The sequence below is a fragment of the Pseudomonas sp. MF6767 genome, assembly GCF_016405475.1.
Taxonomy (GTDB): domain Bacteria; phylum Pseudomonadota; class Gammaproteobacteria; order Pseudomonadales; family Pseudomonadaceae; genus Aquipseudomonas; species Aquipseudomonas paracarnis.
In genome coordinates this window covers 610,712-629,863 of the sequence record NZ_JAEKCY010000002.1, presented here as the reverse complement: position 1 = coordinate 629,863, position 19,152 = coordinate 610,712, and the positions used below count along the sequence as shown (strand labels likewise).

The following is a 19,152-nucleotide window of genomic DNA, read 5'->3' as shown; positions in this document are numbered from 1 at the left end:
CTTTCGGAGGATTTGGGAAAGTTCTTACATGAACGGGGAATAAGCCTGATTTTTTCGTCGGCATATGTCTGGAAAATGGGCGACGCTCACTGTCGAGCACTGCCTGCCCAGGGGTTTGCCATGCCGAACAAAGCATTGACCATCCTGATTGCCGATGAACAGCATCTGCAACGCCTGTACATCGAGAAAATGCTCAACCAGTTGGGCTATTACCGGATCGTGCCGGTGCAAACGTTCGAGGAGTTACGGATTCTCACCGCTATTCCTGCCGACCCATTCGATGTGCTGATTATCAATGCGGCGCTGATGGCCCAGGCTTACGAAGCTCAGCCTCAGGTGCGTCATGTGCTGGTCTACGATCACCTGGATCTGGGTGCGCCTTGCGGTCTAACGCCGGTAATACGGGTGCGCCTGCCGGGCGTGCCGGACAACGTCAATCTTGAACATTTCATGGGCATCGTCGACCCCTCGGAGGTCTTCCACGGCCTGCGAGTGTTGCCGTGGCTGCGGGAGTTATCCCGCATGCCGGTGGCCAGGGCCTAGCCGCGTCCCTTAGGGAGCTTGCCCCCGCTGGGGCGCGAAGCGGACCCGCTTTTTGTCTAAAATGACGGGGCCTGCACCCCGTCCAGCGAGAGCAAGCTCCCTCCCGAATTTTGATTTTCACCGATCAGTCGGCTTTGCGGTGTTCCCGCAACTGCTCAGCGGCACTGCGTAACAACTGCTCGGTCCCGTCCCAACCCAGGCAACCATCGGTCACCGAAACGCCGTATTTCATCGACGCGCTCAGCGGCTGGCAGCCTTCGAACAGGTGACTCTCAAGCATCATGCCGACCAGCGAGGTATCACCTCGTAGGCGCTGCTCCAGCACGTCATTGAATACCGCCGGTTGGCGCAGCGGGTTCTTGCCGCTGTTGGCATGGCTGCAATCGACCATGATTCGCGCCGCCACCTTGGACTTGGCCAGGTCGTGCTTTACGCCGGCCACGCTTTGCGCATCGTAGTTGGGCCCACGGTGGCCGCCGCGCAGCACCAGGTGGGTGTCGGGGTTACCGGGAGTCTGGATGATCGCCGGGTGGCCCTGGCTGTCCACGCCGAAATGGCGATGCGGGTGAGAGGCTGAGCGCATCGCATCGCAGGCAATGGCGACGCCACCGTCGGTGCCGTTCTTGAAGCCCACGGGCATGCCCAGGCCGCTGGCCATTTCGCGGTGAATCTGCGACTCGGTAGTGCGTGCGCCAATGGCGACCCAAGTGAGCAGGTCATCGAAGTAGCCGGCGGCCATGGGTTGCAGCAACTCGGTGGCCACCGGCAGGCCCAGGCGCAGCATTTCACGCATCAGTTCGCGGGACAGGGTCAGGCCGGCGGCCATGTCATCGCTGCCGTCCAAGTGTGGATCGTAGGCCAAGCCTTTCCAGCCCACAGTGGTGCGCGGTTTCTCGACGTAGGCACGGATCACCAGCAGCATCTGGTCGCTGACTTCAAGCGCGAGCTTCTTCAGATTGCGCGCGTATTCCATGGCCGATTCCGGGTCGTGGATAGAGCACGGGCCGACAATCACCAGCAAGCGTGAGTCTTCGCCATTGAGGATGGCGCGCACGGCTTGGCGATGGGCGTGGACTTGTTCGTTGAGGAACGGGCTGAGCGGGAGTTGGTGCTTGAGTTCAAGAGCGCTGGGCAAACGCTGGGTCAAGGCTTCATTGGCGCTGTTGAGGGTAGAGACGGGCAAAGCGGCGACGGAGGAGTTCATATTCAAGGCTTCCTGGGCAAGCGGCGGGCGATTCCCGCACGCTTGGCCTACTGGGGTGTTCGACAATTGGCCGTATCGGCTACGTGTGTTGGCTTGCCACCACGGGGTGACCGGTCGGAGGCGGCAGGCTGTCCCGAACGGAGCTGGCTAAATCGCCATGCAGTGCAAGTGTCGTAGCGGTAATAGGTGGCGTAGTTCATGGTGTGATTCCTTTAAGTGAGCGTGAAAAACAAGTTATCAGGCGCTGAAAAAACAAAACCCCCGGTCGGGGAGCCGACCGGGGGTTTAGATTTCTCTGGTAGGCGACCCCTTGAGTAGTGGGCGCCGATTTCAGGTATCAGGCGCGCCAGTGGCTAAACCAATACCCAAAATAAAAGCCGGCCAGTGCGCTCGAACCGTTCACACGGATAGCCGACACCGAGCGCAAGGCGCTGGCAGCAGGGCAAACCTGAGTGTGGGTGAGTGGCAACATGGGGCTCTCCAAATGATGGGGGGAGCTTACTAGAGGCGTGCGGGTGGATTCAATCAGTAATTTCTATTGCGTGGTAGTACTTACCGCTATGGGGTAAGTGTGGATATGCTGATAACTCTCAACCAGTGATTGCCAGGACGCGACCATGACTGCCTTGACCCTTGCTGCGGCGCAAACCGTTTCCATCCCGGGCGATGTCGCTGCCAATATCCAGCGGCACCTGGCGTTGATGCGGGCCGCGGCTGAACAGGGCGTGCAATGCCTGGTGTTTCCAGAACTGTCACTGACGGGCTACGAGCCGTTCCTGGCGGCCGACTTGGCCATCGACCCGCAAGACGCCGTGTTGACGCCGTTGCGTGAGTTGGCGCGGGAGCTGCGGTTGACGGCTGTGGTGGGCATGCCGGTGCGTCTGGCGCCACAAACAGGTGTGCTGATCGGCGCGCTGGTGCTTGGGGCGGACGGTTCAGTAGGCGTCTACACCAAGCAGCATCTGCACCCCGGCGAAGAGCTGGCATTTGCCGCGGGGCAGGGCGGTGAGGCCCTGGAATTGGCAGAGGAGCGTATCGCATTGGCAGTGTGTGCGGACTTTTCCCAGGCCAGCCATCCACGTCAAGCGGCGGCAGCGGGCGCCACGGTGTATGCCGCCGGCGTACTGATCAGCGAGGGAGGCTACGCGGCGGACAGTGCTTTGCTTGAAGACTATGCGGCCGAGCATGGCCTGTTGGTACTGATGGCTAACCACGGTGGCCCATCTGGAGGCTGGGCTTGTGCCGGTCGCAGTGCGATCTGGACCGCCGATGGCAACTTGCTTGTTGCCGCCCCCGGTGTCGGCGACGCGTTGGTGATCGCCCGTCGCGATGGCGGGCAGTGGACCGGCCAAGTGGTTGCCCTCTGAATGAGGTTTCATTTGCGCCGGGCCACCGAGCAGCACTTGCCGTTTGCCCGCACCCTGACCCAGCAGGCCATGAGCTATTACTACCGTCAGAACGGTTTGTTGTGGTCCAACGACGGCTTCGACGTGGCCTGGGCGGGCCGCGAGAACTGGCTGATCTGCAACGATGATGGCGTCATGGGCTTTATCAGCCTGAGCCGCGACGGCAAGGCCCTGTATATCCGCGAGCTGCACCTGCTGGAATGCTGCCGCAAGCAGGGCGCGGGCACATGGGTGCTGGAGCAAATGGCGCTCAAGGCACGCGTCGAGGGCCTGGGCTTTCTACGTTTGACGGTGTTCAAGACCAACCCGGCAAGAAGGCTGTATCAGCGCCTGGGGTTGAGCATTGTCGGTGAAGAGGATGGCTTCTGGCGGATGGAGCGTGAGTGTCGCGCACTCACATCGGACTAAAACAGGCACGTCCTACAAATAAGCGCATACTGCTGTCAGCTAGTGCTTTGTTCATCGTGGGATTGAGCTTCAGGTTTATCCACGATAACGCCCTCTTTCATGCCCAGAAGTACCGCCACTTTATGGGCTTCTCCACGCCTTCCCTTTTTTCGCCCGGCGAGCACTTGATAGGTGGTTGCCGGGTCTACGCCATGCTCCCGGGCGAACGCTTGAACTGACTTTCCTTGATGTTCCAGCCAGGCCTTGGCTTGTGCAGCAGTACGGATTCCGGGCATAGTTCAAAACCGTTCAAGTTTGTTTAACGAAGTGATGGTGTGACACCTCTTGGGGTGTGCCAATTTAGGATCATACATCCAAATGAGTGGAATCGGTTCGCGCTTAAGGCAAGAAAGAGAGCGACTTGGCCTGTCGCAGAAAGTTTTTGGAGAAATTGGAGGCGTTGAAGCGAACGCCCAAGGCAAATATGAAAGCGGTGGTCGTGCACCCAAGGCCGACTATTTGTCTCGCGTCGCCGAAAAAGGTGTGGATATCCTGTACGTATTGACCGGCAGCCCAACGCCGATCCAGCTGGATAACCTGAGCAAGATCGAAGAAAAAGTGTTGGGCAATTACCGAGCGATGTTCAAGGAAGACCAGGACGCAATCCGTCGCTTGACCAGTACCTTGGCTGAGCATTCATCCGTGGTGAACGGAAAAGCCAAGTCGCACCCCCAGGATTCCTGACCTTTAGCCCAGGAAACAGTGCTGTTCGCCAGCCGGCGAACAGCCGCAGCACGTTGAATCTCTATATATATGACACTTGCAACTAGGTCTGCGCCTTGGTTTTTTGCTAAGGTGTTCAGCAACCTATAAGACCATATCGCGAGGTGTCTGCTTGATTAGGGTGCTAGTAGTCGATGACCATGATCTCGTTCGTACAGGCATTACACGAATGCTGGCTGACATCGACGGCCTGCAAGTAGTCGGCCAGGCGGAGTCGGGGGAGGAATCCCTGATCAAGGCCCGGGAGTTGAAGCCCGATGTGGTACTGATGGACGTCAAGATGCCTGGGATTGGCGGTCTTGGTGCCACGACCAAGCTATTGCGCAGCCACCCGGACATCAAGGTCGTGGTGGTCACGGTGTGCGAGGAAGACCCGTTCCCCACCCGTTTGCTGCAAGCCGGTGCCGCCGGCTACCTCACCAAGGGCGCAGGCCTGGCCGAGATGGTGCAAGCCATTCGCCTGGTATTTGCCGGCCAGCGGTATATCAGCCCGCAGATTGCCCAGCAATTGGCGATCAAGTCGTTCCAGCCCACCAGCGATTCGCCATTTGATGCGCTGTCGGAGCGGGAAATCCAGATCGCCCTGATGATCGTCGGTTGCCAGAAGGTGCAGACCATCTCTGACAAGCTGTGCCTGTCGCCCAAGACCGTCAATACCTACCGTTATCGTATCTTCGAGAAGCTTGCCATCAGCAGTGATGTTGAATTGACCCTGCTCGCAGTGCGCCACGGCATGGTGGACGCCAGCGCCTGACATGACCACACCGTTTGATCCGAGTGCCTTTCTCTCCACCTGCAGTGGCCGCCCCGGCGTGTACCGCATGTTCGACAGCGAGGCGCGCCTGCTTTACGTGGGCAAAGCCAAGAACCTGAAGAACCGTCTGGCGAGCTACTTTCGCAAGACCGGCCTTGCGCCGAAAACCGCCGCTTTGGTGGCGCGTATCGCCCAGGTCGAAACCACCATCACCGCCAATGAAACCGAGGCGCTGCTGCTTGAGCAGACGCTGATCAAGGAATGGCGGCCGCCTTACAACATCCTGCTGCGTGATGATAAATCCTACCCTTACGTGTTTTTATCGGATGGCAACTTTCCGCGCCTGAGCATTCACCGCGGGGCAAAAAAGCAAAAGGGCAAGTACTTCGGGCCTTACCCCAGCGCCGGGGCGATTCGTGAAAGCCTGAGCCTGCTGCAAAAAACCTTTTTTGTGCGTCAATGCGAAGACAGCTTCTACAAGAACCGCACCCGGCCGTGCCTGCAATATCAGATCAAGCGCTGCAAGGCGCCCTGCGTGGGCCTGGTGGAACCTTCGGAGTACGCCGAGGATGTGCGCCATTCGGTGATGTTCCTCGAAGGGCGCAGCAACGCACTCACCGATGAGCTGTCCGGGGCCATGGAGCAGGCCGCCAGCACCCTCGATTTCGAAAAGGCTGCCGAACTGCGCGACCAGATCTCCCTGCTGCGCCGTGTCCAGGACCAGCAAAGCATGGAAGGCGGCACCGGTGACGTCGACGTGATCGCCGCGTTCGTCAACCCGGGCGGCGCCTGTGTGCACCTGATCAGCGTACGAGGCGGGCGGGTATTAGGCAGCAAGAACTTCTTCCCGCAGACCGGTATCGACGAAGACGTGGCAGAGGTCATGGCCGCGTTCCTTGGCCAGTACTACGTCAGCAGCCCTGAGCGCGACCTGCCGTCTGAACTGATCGTCAACGTGGTGCACGAAGACTTCCCCACCTTGATCGAGGCCATCCACGAGCTGCGCGGCCGCGAGCTGGACATCAGCCACCGCGTACGCGGCACCCGTGCTCGCTGGCAGCAACTGGCCGTCACCAACGCTGAACAGGCCCTGGGTGCACGCCTGGCCAATCGACAGCACGTTGCCGCACGCTTCGACGCCCTGGCCGAAGTCCTCAACCTGGACGAGCCGCCCCAGCGCCTGGAGTGCTACGACATCAGCCACTCCAGCGGTGAGGCCACGGTGGCCTCCTGCGTGGTATTCGGGCCGGAAGGGCCGATCAAGGCCGACTACCGGCGCTACAACATCGAAGGCGTTACCGCCGGCGATGACTACGCCGCCATGCACCAGGCGCTCACGCGGCGTTTCAGCAAATTGAAGGACGGGGAGGGCAAATTGCCCGATATCCTGCTGGTAGACGGCGGCAAGGGCCAGTTATCCATGGCCCGTGACGTGCTCAACGAACTGGCGGTGCCGGACCTGATCCTGCTCGGTGTGGCCAAGGGCACCACGCGCAAGGCCGGTTTCGAGACGTTGTATTTGAATGATGCCGCCCATGAGTTCACGTTGAAGGGCGACTCACCCGCACTGCACCTGATTCAACAAATCCGCGACGAAGCGCACCGTTTCGCCATTACCGGCCACCGCGCCCGCCGTGGCAAAACCCGGCGAACCTCAACCCTGGAAGGGGTTGCGGGGGTTGGCCCGACGCGGCGTCGCGACTTGCTTAAACATTTTGGTGGCTTGCAGGAGCTGTCCCGTGCCAGCATTGACGAGATAGCCAAAGCACCCGGTATCAGTAAAAAGCTCGCTGAATTGATTTATGCAAACCTGCACAGCGAATAGAATGCCTTCTCACCTCGTAGCCAGTTGTGCCGATGAATATCCCTAATCTGATCACCGTTCTACGCGTCCTGCTTATCCCGATTTTCATATTGTTGTTCTATTTGCCGTATGAATGGAGCTACGTCGCCTCCAGTTCGGTATTCGCCTTCGCAGCCGCCACCGACTGGCTCGACGGCTACCTGGCGCGTCGCCTGGAACAGAGCACGCCCTTCGGCGCGTTCCTCGACCCCGTGGCCGACAAACTCATGGTGGCCGTCGCCCTGGTCCTGCTGGTGCAGGAACACGGCAACCTGTGGCTGACCCTGCCGGCCGCCGTGATCATCGGCCGCGAGATCGTCGTCTCGGCCCTGCGCGAATGGATGGCCGAAATCGGCGCCCGCGCCCACGTGGCCGTCTCCAACATGGGCAAATGGAAAACCGCTGCGCAGATGCTCGCGCTGGTGATCCTGCTGGCCAACCCGTCGGACTTCTCGTTCTGGGTCCTCACAGGCTACGCCTTGCTGCTGGTCGCCGCAGGCCTGACCCTGTGGTCCATGCTGCAATATCTGCGCGCGGCCTGGCCCCATCTGCGAACCACCGTTGAAAAGAAATAAAACTTTTTTGAATCAAGGGGTTGACGGGTGCTGAGGATTCTATAGAATGCGCATCACCAAGCGGGAATAGCTCAGTTGGTAGAGCACGACCTTGCCAAGGTCGGGGTCGCGAGTTCGAGTCTCGTTTCCCGCTCCAAGCATAAAAGAAAAAGCCACTCTAACGAGTGGCTTTTTTTTGCTTGTGATTTACGGAATAGACGCTTAGGCGTCTTTTTTGTTTGTGCGCACAACCGTAGGGGACGCGCTCAAGTTCGTATGTTACCAGATCCGCTCAGTTCGCCTGGGTCGCCAGGCCAACTACTGTTCGCTCAACTTCCCGATGCGCCTCGACGCCTTGGGAGGGTGTCACTTCTGGCACCGATAATCCTGAGTAACGGTGGTTTCCAGGCAGTGGAATTGCCCCATCGTGCGGCACACGGATTTTTGCGCGCCTGCGCGCTCAGCGCGCGCGTAGTTCCAAAACTGGCAGCGCCCCGTGGCAATCGCCAACCCTTGGGACTCCCGGATCTGCGCGTACTCAAACGGCGTCCGTACGTAGAAGAGTTGCACAAGGCCGTCGGACGGGTTGCCGCCGGTGGCCTCCCAATATTTCGGCGTTGCGCAGCCTGCAAAGAGCGGTAGGGCGATGGCGACGATGATGGATTTCATTGTCGAGGACGATCCTTCATGGAAATGACATTTGTCAGGTGTTTTTTTGTTAGCCAGCCTTAGCGTAGGTCGCCTTAAGGCGGCCCAAACTTGACCGACTGGCAGCCACTGGACAGCAGCAATTCGCCTTCATCGGCTTCAAACCCGACAATTTTTCTGTCCTGATCGACGGTGATGGAAAGGATGCAGCGATTCGGGTTATTGACGGTTGCCCAATAGTTGGTGTGCACCATCACATTGCCCTGCCTTTCCGCGCTTTGTGCCACCACCTCATTGCTGTTGTAGGACGTGTCGCGGTACCACTGCATCACCACATGCTGGTCGTCCGCGGTGCGGTCCATTTTTTTGGGTGGACCAAAGAAATTGATGGCGTCCTGCGCCGGGCGGCCTTTCCATTGGCTGCGCGCGTACATTTCCGGGACGGTGTCAAAACTGACGCAGCCGGTCTGCAGCAGTACGAGGGCCAAGGCCAATGCGCCTGTGTATTTCATGTTGATCACTCATTATTCAAGCGTGCCGGTTGGCGCCGGAGGTCATTTTTTCTCAGGTGCGCCCAAGAGGAAATTGAGGTCGCGCATCACGTCCTCGGTGCTGCTCTTCTTGGACTCAATGCGGATCGGCTGATTACCCGGCAACTGATTGAATAGGCCTTGCTGCGTGATCGCTACCAGTTGTGCGTTGTCGATGGAGCCAACGCCCATTGGCATCATGGCGTTGGACTTGCGTTTGCCTGGTGCGCAGGCGAAGTCATAGCCATGCTCCAGCCAGCTCTTGGGCACCGGCACCCAGCGTTTAGGCGCCGGCAGCACCGTGGTGGCCCCGGCGCGCAGGTAGGCGGTGGCCGAGTTCACCCTGAGCTGTCGTTGCGCGCATTGCAGCTCCAGCGTGTAGCTCACGTAGTTGGGGCTGTTGGGACTTTCGAACACCTGCACGACCGTCAGCTGTGTGTTTTGCGGGTCTTGTTGTGTGGCTTTTACCGACTGTGCATCGGCGAAGAACAGGTCTCTGTTAGGCGTGTCGCCGGTGCCAAAGATCATCCACCAATCGGTGGCCAGCGCGGGGGCTGCGCTTAGCGATAAGAGGGCGAAGGTCGAACCTGCGAGCAGGCGCTTTCGCAAACCGAGGGTGATGTTGTTGTACATGGTCAATCGACTCCTGTCGTGGACGCTGGGAGGGCCAAGGCTCAATCAAATGAGCGAGTGGGCACATCCTAGGCAGTGTCATCCGTGGGCTTCAATAACGTGGGCGCAATCAGGACGCGTCCTGCGAGTCCATGCGTTTGGTCTGTAAGAAATATCTGTCACGGACGCTTTCCATGGCATGGGGCGACCGCTGGGCGCCCGCTTGCATCTATCTGCATCACCGGTGCACGAGGTGCCCGCACCGGAGTATCGGGCTTACTTGGTGCAGGTCAGTCGCGAGTACGTCGGCGGCTCAAGCAGGATGCCCGGGGTCATGAAGGTCGAGCAGTTGAATACGCGCCCCTTTGCTGTTGTGGCTTTAAACGTCAGTTCAGCACCGCCCAGGAAGTCTTCCTTGCCTTTGGTCACCGGGCCCATGGTCAGCTCATCCGTGGAGGCGAGGCCAATCGCTTCGGCGGTGACTTTATGCATCTGCAAAACATTGGGAGTGGTGGAGCAGCCTGTTAGCAGGCTGGCCAGTGCGAGTAGTAAGAGGGGCGTCGAGGACTTGGTCATGGGTGTGGCTCCTTGCAGTGGCGGCGGCAGGGCGAGGTGCGACGTGCCGGCCGTGGGAATCTTCGAGGGGCAGGGGATTGCCCTACGGCTGCGGAGTCTAGGAGCGCACAATTGCTCTCACAATCACCTGGAAGAAATCGAGATGGAACCCACGGCAGGCTGTTCTGGGGCTGAAGGAAATCGGCTACAGCAGGCGTGGCTGTCGCGTCGGGGTGGGCTTTGCGGCATAGGAACTGGACCTGATGGACGCCATGTTTATACTCAATGAGTCCGCGTTGTGAATGGGGCGAAGAAAGATATGGCGTTACACAAGGAGCAAGGAATGGTCTTTGAGCAAGGGAAAGAAGCGTGTGCGGGGCGTCGATCAATGACGCTTAGGGCGGTCAGCGCCGAATGTTCCGGCGTGCGTCTGCGGATGTTGTTGAGGGAGTGCAAGATCTCGCCAATGGATTTCGCCCTGTTCTTGAAGGTCACCCCTCAGCGGTTGACCAATTGGTTTTCGCGGGGCATTCCACATGCGTGGCTCGATAGGATTGCACGGTTGCTGAGCGTCAATGCCCAGTGGCTGGGGACGGGACTGGGGGAGAAATTTCGGGCGACAATCGAGTAGCGATGCTCATGCGGCTGGGGGCGGCAGGCTCTTTGGCAGCGTGCCCAACACCGCAGGTACCTCATCGTTCGCAGCTCCATGCTGGCGTCATTGTTCAGGGGTGAGGGTGTTCGGAGCGGCTGGTTTCCCTGACCGCAAACATCAGGCAGCGCACCGCTTCACGATCCTGTTCCGACAAGCAACGGTAATAGCGCACCAGTCGCTCTTCCTCTCGGCTGAGCTGTCGAGGACGCAGGGGTGTACCCGGGACGGTAGGTAATGAAGGAAAAAACGAAGTATCCAGCATGATGGTAGTTCCTCATGAGATGAATGGGGACGTGGGCTTCTTGCCCTGAACAACCGAATACATAACGTTAATTGCTGAAAAGGGCTCGTCATTTTTCGTGGCTGTTAGGATTTTCAGAAGGGGCCGTCGGAAGTAATTGGCAGCGGCGTAGGAGCTATCTCTCCAGGCTGACATCCATCTTTCGATTGGCGGTTGGCGTGCGACAGCGTGCTCAAGTGTTCAATCAACCCAACTGATTCGTCCGCTGTGGGCTGATTTGCATTGACGAAGTGTCAGGAGGCTGTGCGTGACTCCAGGTCTAGTTCGGCTGGCCATCGCACTTTGGGGGCCAAGCGACGCGCGAGATTGAAGGTCACGTCTTCGTTGTTCCAGTCACGAGGTGGGCGGGGAAAAGCGGGCAGGGCTTGCGGGCCTTGTTGCATGAAGAGTTGGGCCATGGCCCAGTACATTTCGCCTTGTTGAATTTCGTGGGCGAAATGAAAGCGATCTATGACCTGATGGGTGCCAGGTTTTACCACGGCAAGGGTGACGGTTTCGATGAGACCGCCGCTGCCCATGGGGCCGTACACGCTGCAGGCTTCGGCACGCAGGTTATCCCAATCATAGACTTCGGCCCGAACGCCCCAGGCGGTGCGGCTGAAGGGGCTGAGGCCGTCGTGGTGGAAGCGGTAGACATAGACTTTGCGTCGGAAACGGTTGAAGCGGATGGGTTCGTCGCGGGGGGCTTCAACGTCCATGCGCCAGAAGTAACTTCCTAGCCATAAGCCGATGCCTATCGGGATAAGCTCCAATAATTTGGATAACAAAGACGAAGGTGTTGGAGAACTGGCGTGAATCATTATTAGGAACATTGTTAAGGACAGTGTCATTGCAAATAGGAATGCGGCACACCAAATGCCCACGCCACGCATTCTCACTGTAGCGCGTGCCAGTTCGAGATACACATCGTCAACATGATTGGGCGGATTCGAAAGTACGGGAGGATACGGCTCATTGGAGGGCGACTCGTTTGGTCCCGGCAGATCGTGCTTCCAGCCAGGAGCAGGTTTGTCGAGTAAAGGTGTTTTAAATACCATGATGAGCAGTTCCAGTTCGGGGTGATCGCCGCTTGTATCTTTAGCCGTTCGTCGTATTAAGGCTGCTTCGGTTGATGGCTTGTATTCAAGGCGCGGTGCGTGACTCCAGGTCTATTTCTGCTGGCCATCGCACTTTGGGAGCCAGGCGACGCGCGAGATTGAAGGTCACGTCTTCGTTGTTCCAGTCGCGGGGTGGGTGGGGGAAGGTGGGCAGGGCTTGCGGGCCTTGTTGCATGAACAGTTGGGCCATGGCCCAGTACATTTCGCCTTGTTGAATTTCGTGGGCGAAATGAAAACGATCAATTACCTGGTGGGTGCCAGGTTTCACCACGGCGAGGGTGACGGTTTCGATGAGACCGCCGCTGCCCATGGGGCCGTACACGCTGCAGGCTTCGGCACGTAGGTTATCCCAGTCATAGACTTCGGCCCGAACGCCCCAGGCGGTGCGGCTGAAGGGTCTGAGGCCGTCGTGGTGGAAGCGGTAGACATAGACTTTGCGTCGGAAGCGGTTGAAGCGGATGGGTTCGTCGCGGGGGGCTTCGGTGTCCATTCGCCAGAAATAGACGCCACCCCACAGTGCAGCAGTAAATGCCAAGACCAAGAAAATGCTTGGGATAATCGGTGGCGCCCCCTCCTTTGATATGTAGGCGATACACATGACGGGGGCCGCTATTGCAAGCGAGAACATAAAAGGAGTTAACCAAACACTAACCCCGCGAACCCTTAAAGTGGCACGCGCCAGTTCAAGGTACACATCGTCAACATGATTGGGCGGATTCGATAGTACGGGTGGATACGGTTCGTTGGAGGGCGATTCGTAGGGTCCCGGCAGATCGTGCTTCCAGCCAGGAGCAGGTTTGTCGAGTAAAGGTTTTTTGAATAGCATTGGAGTAGTTCCAGTAGGGGGGTGAGGGCTGCTTTTAACCTTTGGCGTTTCAAGCGGGCAGCAGGCAACCAATAAGCAGGCACACTGTTGATGATCACCAGCGATTGTTGCCATGGGAAAAGTAGGCAAATGCCCATGTCAAGTTCATCCAAGGCTGTGGTTTACAAGCTATCCATCAAGATGAGCTCGGCGTAGGCATCGTGAATGTCGCGATCGGGCCAGTAGGTTACCGACAAGGTCGCCGCTTCAATGTTGTGCCGACGGCGGTCGGGCAACAGTACAACCGCGCCTTTGATATCGTGGACCTGCGAGGTACGGGCATCGGCCAACGAGACGGTGCGAACTTCCTGCGTGGGCAGGGTGCTGTCGGCCCGGTAGTCAGGCTTGTTCGGACGTTTGGGCACAGCCAGCGCCGCTCGGCGTTCGCTGGCGGCGGTTGCCAGGGTGGGGGGATTCAACTCGCCTTCGGCCAGCACTTCGCCGCCGGTGTACTCGTTGGCCGAGCCATCGCCGTGACGATGAACCGTCAGTGACCAGCGATAGGCCGACCGGTTGGCATCGAAGAACGGCAGAACCAGGCGATATTCGACGTGCTGTTCATGGACCTGTGCGCCCACACTACCCATGGGGCCGCCCCAGCCATGCGAGCCGCTATCGACGATTCGCAAGCGGAAGTTGACGCCCGCCTCTACACCCAAGGTTGCGGCATTCAGTTCGGCGATGGCGATGTGTGCGTGTTCAGGTTTGTTCCAATGAATGGGCGGATCTTCATTGTGTTTACCGAAATAACACCGGCGTGCCCAGCGATCGAGAGGTGTTGACTCTTCCCCCTCTGCCCATTTGTACACCCCATATCCAGCTAGACCGAGAAATATGGCTATGCCAAGTGGACCGAGCAGCGTGCTGGCTGCGGTGGCGGCAGCCCAGACACCAAACCCTGAGCCAACTGCTGAAAGCAGCGTGGAGATTCCATATCCCCAAGCAGCGGAAGTATCGCCGCCCTCCCAAGTACGATTAGCAGCAAACCCCGCTCGCGTCGCATCGTACAGCCCTGCCACAGCACCAATACTCCCCCCGGCCCGTACGAATACGTTGCCCACCCGTGCAGTCGCTCTTGCTGCAGTCATCGCCTGGGCAGACAAGCTGCCCGCCTTCTGCACCTGCACCGCCCCTTTTTCCAGTGAAATACCTACAATTTCCACCCCTCCACCCAACACCCCCAAACTACTGCCATACACCGCCAACCTGGCCTCAACGGCCTTTTCGCCCATGGCTTTCTCCGCTTCCTTGAGACTTTTGTTCAGCGAGTCGCTAAGCAGGTACATCCCGCCCATCGCCATCAATAACTCGCTACTGCCGACCGCGCCACGCAGCCCGGTAAAGCCGGTGCGAACCCATCCAGCCGCCAGGTATGAGGACACCTTGACCCCCTGCAGCACCTTGCGCGCCTGCGGGTCCAGGGTGCCAACCCCGACTGCGATTTCGACTAGCGCAGCTTGGGCACCTTTGCCCAGCTGATCCACGCCGAGGTTGGCCTGGCGCATCAGGCTGTCCTGCAGCTCGGTGACCTGGCCTTCCACCCAGACGCTGAGGGTCACGCTGAGGTTGGCTATTTTGGGGTCCAGCACCGCCAGGCTGAGCAGGCCGCCCTGAATCAACGGGCGCACCTGTTTGCGCACCTTGCGGGCCTCTTCGTCGGTTTTGCCCAACTCGTCCTTGAGGCCTTCCCAAGTGCGGTCGATGGCATCCGCGGCCTTGCGTTGCAGGTTGCGCAGGTGCTCGCATTGCAGGGCGTAGTATTCACCGAGCTTCATCTTCACCTTGAGTTCGGTCAGATGAATGCCGTTGTAGAGCAGTTGGCTGGCACTGTTGAGACGCGAAACCGCCCGCCCCACGCCAGGGCCGAGTGACGGTTGCAAGCGGGCGGCAGCGGCATTGAGGGCGCCGAGAAGCTGCGCCATGGCGTGCTGTAAACGGGGGCGGACATGCTGCTTGAAGTCGTCGTTGGCGATGAGCTTGGTAAGAGTGGAGTAGAGCTTTTCGCTGTCGTTCCAGTCGCCATCACCTGTTGCATTGAAACTGGGCAACAGATCCGCCAGCAAGCCTTTGTCACGCAAGAGAAGGGCGCGGTAGATCGGGCTCTGTGGGTCGTTCAGCCATTCACTCCACAGGGAGGCGGTATGGCCGTTATCTTGAGTCGCGGGCGCTTCACTGATACCACCTTCAAGGCACAGCGCCATGGTCTGGCTGTAGGCCCGTCCTGATGGGCGGTCATTACCGTCGTAGTCATTTTGCTCGACACACACGAACAGGCTGGAGCGGCACGCTGCCGCGTAGGCGTGTGCGCTTTGGTCGATATAACGCTGATAGTTGGCCCACTCCTGCTCATACAGTTGGTGAAACAGGGCGCGGCTCTGTTCATCGTAGCGTTCCTCCAGTTTCTGGTTGTGGGCGAGTGTGCGCTTCTGGACGATTCGCTCGCGTTGCTGCTCAGGGCTGGAAAATACCGGTGGGCCATCGCCGGTCATGGGCTCGACAGACGCCGCTAGGGGCGTCTGGCCTTCTGCCTGTTCGCGATGAACTTCGCGAATGGCCAGCAGTAACTGAGAGGTCTGGTAGCGATAAGCCCGGTCCGGGTCGTTCATCCAGGCCTGGCGCTGCTGCACCCAGCGGTTGCGCGTGTCGTTGAGTTCCTGCACCAGGCCAATGATGTCATCCAGTACAAACGCGAGGACGCCTTGTTGGAGCTTGTGCTGTGGGATGGCGCTGCGCAGGAAGCCCTTCAGCGCGCCCAGGCGATGGGCGCGGCTATGGAAACCGTGCACGCTGTCGAATCTTGGCGCTGCCTCTTGCGGGGGATGCTCATAAAAACGCCAGTCGGGTTCGGTAGGGATGGGCAATGGGCTCGTCGGGTGGTGTTGGTATTCGTAAACCTGCTTGTCCACCTGCAGGTTTTCATCGGTCATGGCCAGGCCAACGCTGGCTGGGTTGTCGCGTGCGCTGGCGAGGTCGAGTGTCTGGAACCGCTCTGAAGCCTGACCGGCCTTGTAGGCGTCCAGCACGCTGGCGGGCCACGGGTCATTGGCAAAGGCCAGCCACGCTTGGGTATGTTTGTCGGTGTCGATGTTGAGGAACGAGGCCGGGCAGTCGTGGTTGGCCGCGACGCAAGCATCGGACAGCGGGGTCTCGTTGGCAGGCGGCGGTGCGTAGGGGTTGAATTGACGTAGATAACCGTCCGGGCTGATCTGGTAAGCCTGCCAGATTTTGCGATCGAGCAAGACATACAGGTAGCCGGCGCGCAAGGTGCGCAAGCCCAGGCGCGTATCGATATGCACGGTATCCGGACGCACTGGCTCATTCGGTGAGCGCGGCACCAGTGCGTGGCGCAATGGCAGGATGGGCAACCCTTTACGTTGGCAGGCTTTGCATTGATCGTTTGAAACGGCGGTTTCGGCTATAACGATGCCCAGTTGTGTGCCCAAGGTCATTGAGGTGCTCCGGCATAGGTCAGGTCCGACACTGCCCTTTGCAAGGCGATGTCGTTGTAGGGGACCAGCAGTTGGCTGAGCGGCGCTTGCCCCTGAACCGCTTGTTCAATCACGGCGCGAAAGCCGGTGTGCTGGTGCAGATGCGGATGCAGCATCAGGCGATGCAAGGCGAGTGTCAGGATGTCGTCCTCGCGGCTAAGCCCAAGCTCACGGGCTTGCTGGATATGGATATAGGCTTGTGCCGCCGCTTGGGGCGGCAGCGCAGTAGGGCCGCTCCAGCGAGCCGGGGCATACGCCAGCGGCAAGTTGAGCGCGCGACGCCAACAGTTCAGCAAGGCTGCAACCATGGGGGCGTCCTGCTGTACCGCCGTCGTGTAAGGGCCCGGAACGCTACGACGTTCGGGCCCGCCCACCAATACGCTGCCGGCACCGCTGCTGGTGGGCAGGAACCAGCGTCGAATGGGCCACCAGGGCCCCTCATTGTTGCCAAAAGTGCCAGCCAACAACTCCAGCCGAACGGGCTCATGGATCGGGAAAAATATTCGCCCTTGCTCCAAGGGCAACCACCCGAGCGAAACGATGTGGGCACTTAGCGCCTGGGATGGGGCGCTGCTACTGAGCCAGCCGCACACGTAACGCTTGTGACGATCCACCTCCTCATGAGCGCGTAAGGCAGATAGCGCCAATAGCGCCTGCGACGGTGAGCTTCCAGGTGTTGCGAGGGTCACCAGCACTGGGCAGGCCGACGGCGTATGGATCAGATCGGGCCGATGCACAGGCGTGACGGCATCGTCGCCGAGCGTTTGGCGCAATACCTCTATGCGTAATGGATCGTCTGCGGCGCAGTCGGCCAAGGGGTCGAGTAATAAATACAGGGTGGCATCGGGCGCATGCTGTTCGGCCACGAACGCCTGGACGCTGGCCGGCCTCATCGGTTTTTCTCCACACAGGCCTGACCTGTTTCGGGCTGCAGCTGCAGCTTCAGGGCTTGGCCGTTGCCTGGGTTTGTGGCGTTGACCGGGCCACGCAGGGTTATCGCTATGCCATTGAGGTGAATGCCTTGCGCGTCGAGCGTGAGGCTACCTCCCGGGCTTTGGAAGACCACACGCTCACTGGCTTGCAGTTGGTAGACCGTGGTGGTGTGGTGTATGCCTTGGCCGGCAGTTAGACGATGTTGCCCCGAGATCGTTTGCTGGCAGTGACCGCCCACTTCGCTGTGATGGTTGGCCGTTGTGGTGTCGTAGCGGTTATTGCCGACCCGCTCACTGCGATCCCGACCGACAGTTGTCTCATGGTCACGTCCCGACGAGAGCGTGTGGTCCCGGCCGATCACGTGGGACTGGTCGTTCCCGATAGTGATCTGCTCGTCATTGCCTACTTCTTCTTTGCGGTTATTACCTACAAACGTTGTGTTGTCATGTTTGACATGAACGTTCTTGTCCTTTTCGGCATGGATAAACACCTCCTGATGGCCCAACTCATCCTCAAAGCGCAGCTCGTTGAAACCTGCACCCTTATGGGTTTGGCTCTTGATGGTCATCCGCGTCTTGTGTTTGGGCAGCTCATACGGCGGCAGATTGGTCTCGCGATAGGTACGGCCTGTGGCGATGGGCTGGTCAGGATCGCCATCCAAATAGCTGATCACCAGCTCTTGACCCACACGTGGAATGGCCATGGCGCCCCAGGTCGCACCGGCCCAACCCTGCGCCACTCGAATCCAGCACGAGCTCTGATCGTCGTTTTTGTCCGCACGATCCCACGGGAATTGCACTTTCACCCGGCCCCATTCATCGCAGTAAATCTCTTCCCCTGGCGGCCCGACCACGGTGGCAATCTGCGGGCCGTCGATGCACGGTTTGTCGCGCAGCGGGGCTTTCCAGTCGGAGGTCCAGCGGATGGCGGTCGCGGTCATTACATAAGAGGTGCCGTGGTCGCTGCCGAACGCCTCTTCCTCCAAGCTGGTGTGCTGTTTGCCTTCGTGGGTGATGGCGATGGTGCGCCAGCGGTCGTTGAAGTCTTCGCGGGGATGTTCGTTGAGGTCGAACGCCAGCCCCGGTTGCAGGCGCGCGTCGTCACCGGCCAGGTGCGCCAGTTTGGCGTCATTGCGCAGGGCGGTGAGCCGAGTCTTGGTGAAGGGCTTGCCGGCGATGTCGCGTTTGTAGCGGCCGGGGTAGTCGTAACGTTCGTAGTCCTTGTGCTGATTTTTCAAGTCCTGGTCGCCGGTGGCGGTGTGCTGTTGGTCGTAGCGCGGGTGGGTGAAGGTGTAGTCGCGCTGCACCTGGCGTGCGGTGCGTACTTGTTCGGTGTAGTGGAAGCGGTTTAACGCTGGTTCCTTGGAGTCGCCACCTCCCATGGGCTGGTAGATCACCGGGCAGTCGGTGTGGGTGCCGATGGTGCCGAGGCCGCCGACGCGGTCGGTGAGCACGAGGGTGTGGCCGTCGGCGCGGTGTTCGAAGGTGTAGAGCAGGCCTTCTTCGGCGGCGAGGCGGGCGATGAAATCGAGGTCGGTTTCGCCGGCCTGTACGCAGTATTCGCGGCGTTGGTGATCGAAGCAGATTTCGCGGCGGATGTCGGTCAGCCGGTGCTCGGCAAGCACGTTGGTGATGATGTCGGGCACGGTCTGGCCCTGGAAGATGCGCCAGTTGGAGCGCAGGTCGAAACGCGCCAGGGTCGGTTCGATGACGGCGGTGTAGCGGGTGCGACGGAAGCCGGTGTCGCCCTGAGTGAATAGGCTGACAAGGCCGTGTACGTAGCGCACTGGGGTTTCGTCGCGCCAGATGGTGAACAGCCCCGCCAGGTCGAGCACGTTATTGAAGTCGATGGCCGCGTTGTGGCTTGCCAGTTCCAGTTCCAGTTTGAACGGCTGGGACAGGCCTTCTTCAAGCGAGAAGGACACCACGTCGAAGGCATCGCCTTTCAAGGGAGCGAAGGTAAAACGCAAGTCGCATTGGCGGGGCATGGGGCCT

General features: G+C 59.5%; 20 protein-coding genes and 1 tRNA gene. 9 read left to right on the top strand and 12 right to left on the bottom strand.

Annotation, left to right across the window (positions count from 1 at the left end):
• Positions 1 to 120 precede the first annotated feature (120 nt).
• Positions 121 to 543 carry a hypothetical protein gene (locus JFT58_RS05960; RefSeq protein WP_054895752.1) on the top strand — a complete coding sequence of 141 codons (423 nt, stop codon included), beginning with the start codon at positions 121 to 123 and terminating at the stop codon, positions 541 to 543.
• Positions 544 to 667: 124 nt separating this feature from the next.
• Here the strand turns inward: JFT58_RS05960 and JFT58_RS05955 are convergent, their stop codons facing one another.
• Positions 668 to 1,747, bottom strand: a complete 1,080-nt coding sequence (locus JFT58_RS05955; RefSeq protein ID WP_054895751.1) for a 3-deoxy-7-phosphoheptulonate synthase — start codon at positions 1,745 to 1,747, stop codon at positions 668 to 670.
• Between the two features lie 617 nt (positions 1,748 to 2,364).
• Between JFT58_RS05955 and JFT58_RS05950 the strand changes: the two genes are divergently transcribed.
• Positions 2,365 to 3,114, top strand: coding sequence for a carbon-nitrogen hydrolase family protein (locus JFT58_RS05950; RefSeq protein WP_198834318.1), 750 nt, complete (start codon positions 2,365 to 2,367; stop codon positions 3,112 to 3,114).
• Entirely contained in the window at positions 3,115 to 3,561 is a 447-nt protein-coding gene (locus JFT58_RS05945) for a GNAT family N-acetyltransferase (RefSeq protein WP_054895749.1), read from the top strand.
• Between the two features lie 35 nt (positions 3,562 to 3,596).
• Here JFT58_RS05945 and JFT58_RS05940 read toward each other — a convergent pair whose 3' ends face one another.
• Positions 3,597 to 3,836 carry a DNA-binding protein gene (locus tag JFT58_RS05940; RefSeq protein ID WP_082423322.1) on the bottom strand — a complete coding sequence of 80 codons (240 nt, stop codon included), beginning with the start codon at positions 3,834 to 3,836 and terminating at the stop codon, positions 3,597 to 3,599.
• Positions 3,837 to 3,918: 82 nt separating this feature from the next.
• Here JFT58_RS05940 and JFT58_RS05935 point away from each other — a divergent pair, with 82 nt between their 5' ends.
• The 5 genes from JFT58_RS05935 (at position 3,919) to JFT58_RS05915 (ending at position 7,631) form a co-directional block, all read left to right on the top strand.
• The gene (locus tag JFT58_RS05935; RefSeq protein WP_054895748.1) at positions 3,919 to 4,284 is read left to right on the top strand and encodes a helix-turn-helix domain-containing protein; all 366 of its coding nucleotides are present in this window, start codon (positions 3,919 to 3,921) and stop codon (positions 4,282 to 4,284) included.
• Positions 4,285 to 4,435: 151 nt separating this feature from the next.
• Complete coding sequence (gacA, locus tag JFT58_RS05930; RefSeq protein WP_003190387.1) at positions 4,436 to 5,077, top strand: response regulator transcription factor GacA; 642 nt, start codon at positions 4,436 to 4,438, stop codon at positions 5,075 to 5,077.
• Between the two features lies 1 nt (position 5,078).
• Positions 5,079 to 6,902, top strand: a complete 1,824-nt coding sequence (uvrC, locus tag JFT58_RS05925; protein WP_019821446.1) for an excinuclease ABC subunit UvrC — start codon at positions 5,079 to 5,081, stop codon at positions 6,900 to 6,902.
• Between the two features lie 32 nt (positions 6,903 to 6,934).
• Positions 6,935 to 7,495: a CDP-diacylglycerol--glycerol-3-phosphate 3-phosphatidyltransferase gene (gene pgsA / locus JFT58_RS05920; RefSeq protein ID WP_003190391.1), complete on the top strand. Its 561-nt coding sequence runs from the start codon at positions 6,935 to 6,937 to the stop codon at positions 7,493 to 7,495.
• Between the two features lie 60 nt (positions 7,496 to 7,555).
• Positions 7,556 to 7,631, top strand: a tRNA-Gly gene (locus tag JFT58_RS05915).
• A 209-nt stretch (positions 7,632 to 7,840) separates the two neighbouring features.
• On the opposite strand, the gene yecR is transcribed toward JFT58_RS05915, so the two are convergent.
• From yecR to JFT58_RS05895, 4 genes are all read right to left on the bottom strand, one after another.
• Positions 7,841 to 8,143, bottom strand: a complete 303-nt coding sequence (gene yecR, locus JFT58_RS05910) for a YecR family lipoprotein (RefSeq protein ID WP_054895746.1) — start codon at positions 8,141 to 8,143, stop codon at positions 7,841 to 7,843.
• A gap of 74 nt (positions 8,144 to 8,217) precedes the next feature.
• On the bottom strand, positions 8,218 to 8,634 hold the full coding sequence (locus tag JFT58_RS05905) for a hypothetical protein (protein ID WP_054895745.1): 417 nt from the start codon (positions 8,632 to 8,634) through the stop codon (positions 8,218 to 8,220).
• Positions 8,635 to 8,676: 42 nt separating this feature from the next.
• Positions 8,677 to 9,285 carry a hypothetical protein gene (locus JFT58_RS05900; RefSeq protein WP_054895744.1) on the bottom strand — a complete coding sequence of 203 codons (609 nt, stop codon included), beginning with the start codon at positions 9,283 to 9,285 and terminating at the stop codon, positions 8,677 to 8,679.
• 255 nt (positions 9,286 to 9,540) lie between these two features.
• Positions 9,541 to 9,840, bottom strand: a complete 300-nt coding sequence (locus tag JFT58_RS05895) for a hypothetical protein (protein WP_054895743.1) — start codon at positions 9,838 to 9,840, stop codon at positions 9,541 to 9,543.
• 322 nt (positions 9,841 to 10,162) lie between these two features.
• On the opposite strand from JFT58_RS05895, the gene JFT58_RS05890 reads away from it, so the two are divergent.
• Positions 10,163 to 10,450 (top strand): helix-turn-helix transcriptional regulator, encoded by a 288-nt coding sequence (locus tag JFT58_RS05890; RefSeq protein WP_140915324.1) that lies wholly within the window; start codon positions 10,163 to 10,165, stop codon positions 10,448 to 10,450.
• 94 nt (positions 10,451 to 10,544) lie between these two features.
• Here the strand turns inward: JFT58_RS05890 and JFT58_RS05885 are convergent, their stop codons facing one another.
• The 6 genes from JFT58_RS05885 to JFT58_RS05860 all read right to left on the bottom strand — a co-directional run bounded on the left by JFT58_RS05885 (position 10,545) and on the right by JFT58_RS05860 (position 19,145).
• Entirely contained in the window at positions 10,545 to 10,736 is a 192-nt protein-coding gene (locus JFT58_RS05885) for a hypothetical protein (protein ID WP_181125386.1), read from the bottom strand.
• Positions 10,737 to 11,008: 272 nt separating this feature from the next.
• Entirely contained in the window at positions 11,009 to 11,575 is a 567-nt protein-coding gene (locus JFT58_RS05880) for a DUF6708 domain-containing protein (protein ID WP_318836337.1), read from the bottom strand.
• Positions 11,576 to 11,897: 322 nt separating this feature from the next.
• On the bottom strand, positions 11,898 to 12,407 hold the full coding sequence (locus JFT58_RS05875; protein ID WP_308455335.1) for a DUF6708 domain-containing protein: 510 nt from the start codon (positions 12,405 to 12,407) through the stop codon (positions 11,898 to 11,900).
• A gap of 452 nt (positions 12,408 to 12,859) precedes the next feature.
• Positions 12,860 to 16,186, bottom strand: coding sequence for a T6SS effector BTH_I2691 family protein (locus JFT58_RS05870; RefSeq protein ID WP_054895739.1), 3,327 nt, complete (start codon positions 16,184 to 16,186; stop codon positions 12,860 to 12,862).
• On the bottom strand, positions 16,183 to 17,118 hold the full coding sequence (locus JFT58_RS05865) for a hypothetical protein (RefSeq protein ID WP_054895738.1): 936 nt from the start codon (positions 17,116 to 17,118) through the stop codon (positions 16,183 to 16,185). Before JFT58_RS05865 ends, JFT58_RS05870 begins: the two co-directional genes overlap by 4 nt.
• Complete coding sequence (locus tag JFT58_RS05860; RefSeq protein ID WP_054895737.1) at positions 17,115 to 19,145, bottom strand: type VI secretion system Vgr family protein; 2,031 nt, start codon at positions 19,143 to 19,145, stop codon at positions 17,115 to 17,117. Before JFT58_RS05860 ends, JFT58_RS05865 begins: the two co-directional genes overlap by 4 nt.
• Positions 19,146 to 19,152: the final 7 nt, after the last annotated feature.

What these genes read in the sequence shown, in the direction of transcription:
- JFT58_RS05865 (WP_054895738.1), bottom strand. Translation starts at nt 17,118, where the DNA reads ATGAGGCCGGCCAGCGTCCAGGCGTTCGTGGCCGAACAGCATGCGCCC.
- JFT58_RS05890 (WP_140915324.1), top strand. Translation starts at nt 10,163, where the DNA reads ATGGTCTTTGAGCAAGGGAAAGAAGCGTGTGCGGGGCGTCGATCAATG.
- pgsA (WP_003190391.1), top strand. Translation starts at nt 6,935, where the DNA reads ATGAATATCCCTAATCTGATCACCGTTCTACGCGTCCTGCTTATCCCG.
- JFT58_RS05900 (WP_054895744.1), bottom strand. Translation starts at nt 9,285, where the DNA reads ATGTACAACAACATCACCCTCGGTTTGCGAAAGCGCCTGCTCGCAGGT.
- JFT58_RS05945 (WP_054895749.1), top strand. Translation starts at nt 3,115, where the DNA reads ATGAGGTTTCATTTGCGCCGGGCCACCGAGCAGCACTTGCCGTTTGCC.
- JFT58_RS05885 (WP_181125386.1), bottom strand. Translation starts at nt 10,736, where the DNA reads ATGCTGGATACTTCGTTTTTTCCTTCATTACCTACCGTCCCGGGTACA.
- JFT58_RS05905 (WP_054895745.1), bottom strand. Translation starts at nt 8,634, where the DNA reads ATGAAATACACAGGCGCATTGGCCTTGGCCCTCGTACTGCTGCAGACC.
- yecR (WP_054895746.1), bottom strand. Translation starts at nt 8,143, where the DNA reads ATGAAATCCATCATCGTCGCCATCGCCCTACCGCTCTTTGCAGGCTGC.
- JFT58_RS05955 (WP_054895751.1), bottom strand. Translation starts at nt 1,747, where the DNA reads ATGAACTCCTCCGTCGCCGCTTTGCCCGTCTCTACCCTCAACAGCGCC.
- JFT58_RS05880 (WP_318836337.1), bottom strand. Translation starts at nt 11,575, where the DNA reads ATGATTCACGCCAGTTCTCCAACACCTTCGTCTTTGTTATCCAAATTA.
- JFT58_RS05940 (WP_082423322.1), bottom strand. Translation starts at nt 3,836, where the DNA reads ATGCCCGGAATCCGTACTGCTGCACAAGCCAAGGCCTGGCTGGAACAT.
- JFT58_RS05870 (WP_054895739.1), bottom strand. Translation starts at nt 16,186, where the DNA reads ATGACCTTGGGCACACAACTGGGCATCGTTATAGCCGAAACCGCCGTT.
- JFT58_RS05860 (WP_054895737.1), bottom strand. Translation starts at nt 19,145, where the DNA reads ATGCCCCGCCAATGCGACTTGCGTTTTACCTTCGCTCCCTTGAAAGGC.
- JFT58_RS05960 (WP_054895752.1), top strand. Translation starts at nt 121, where the DNA reads ATGCCGAACAAAGCATTGACCATCCTGATTGCCGATGAACAGCATCTG.
- JFT58_RS05935 (WP_054895748.1), top strand. Translation starts at nt 3,919, where the DNA reads ATGAGTGGAATCGGTTCGCGCTTAAGGCAAGAAAGAGAGCGACTTGGC.
- JFT58_RS05950 (WP_198834318.1), top strand. Translation starts at nt 2,365, where the DNA reads ATGACTGCCTTGACCCTTGCTGCGGCGCAAACCGTTTCCATCCCGGGC.
- JFT58_RS05895 (WP_054895743.1), bottom strand. Translation starts at nt 9,840, where the DNA reads ATGACCAAGTCCTCGACGCCCCTCTTACTACTCGCACTGGCCAGCCTG.
- uvrC (WP_019821446.1), top strand. Translation starts at nt 5,079, where the DNA reads ATGACCACACCGTTTGATCCGAGTGCCTTTCTCTCCACCTGCAGTGGC.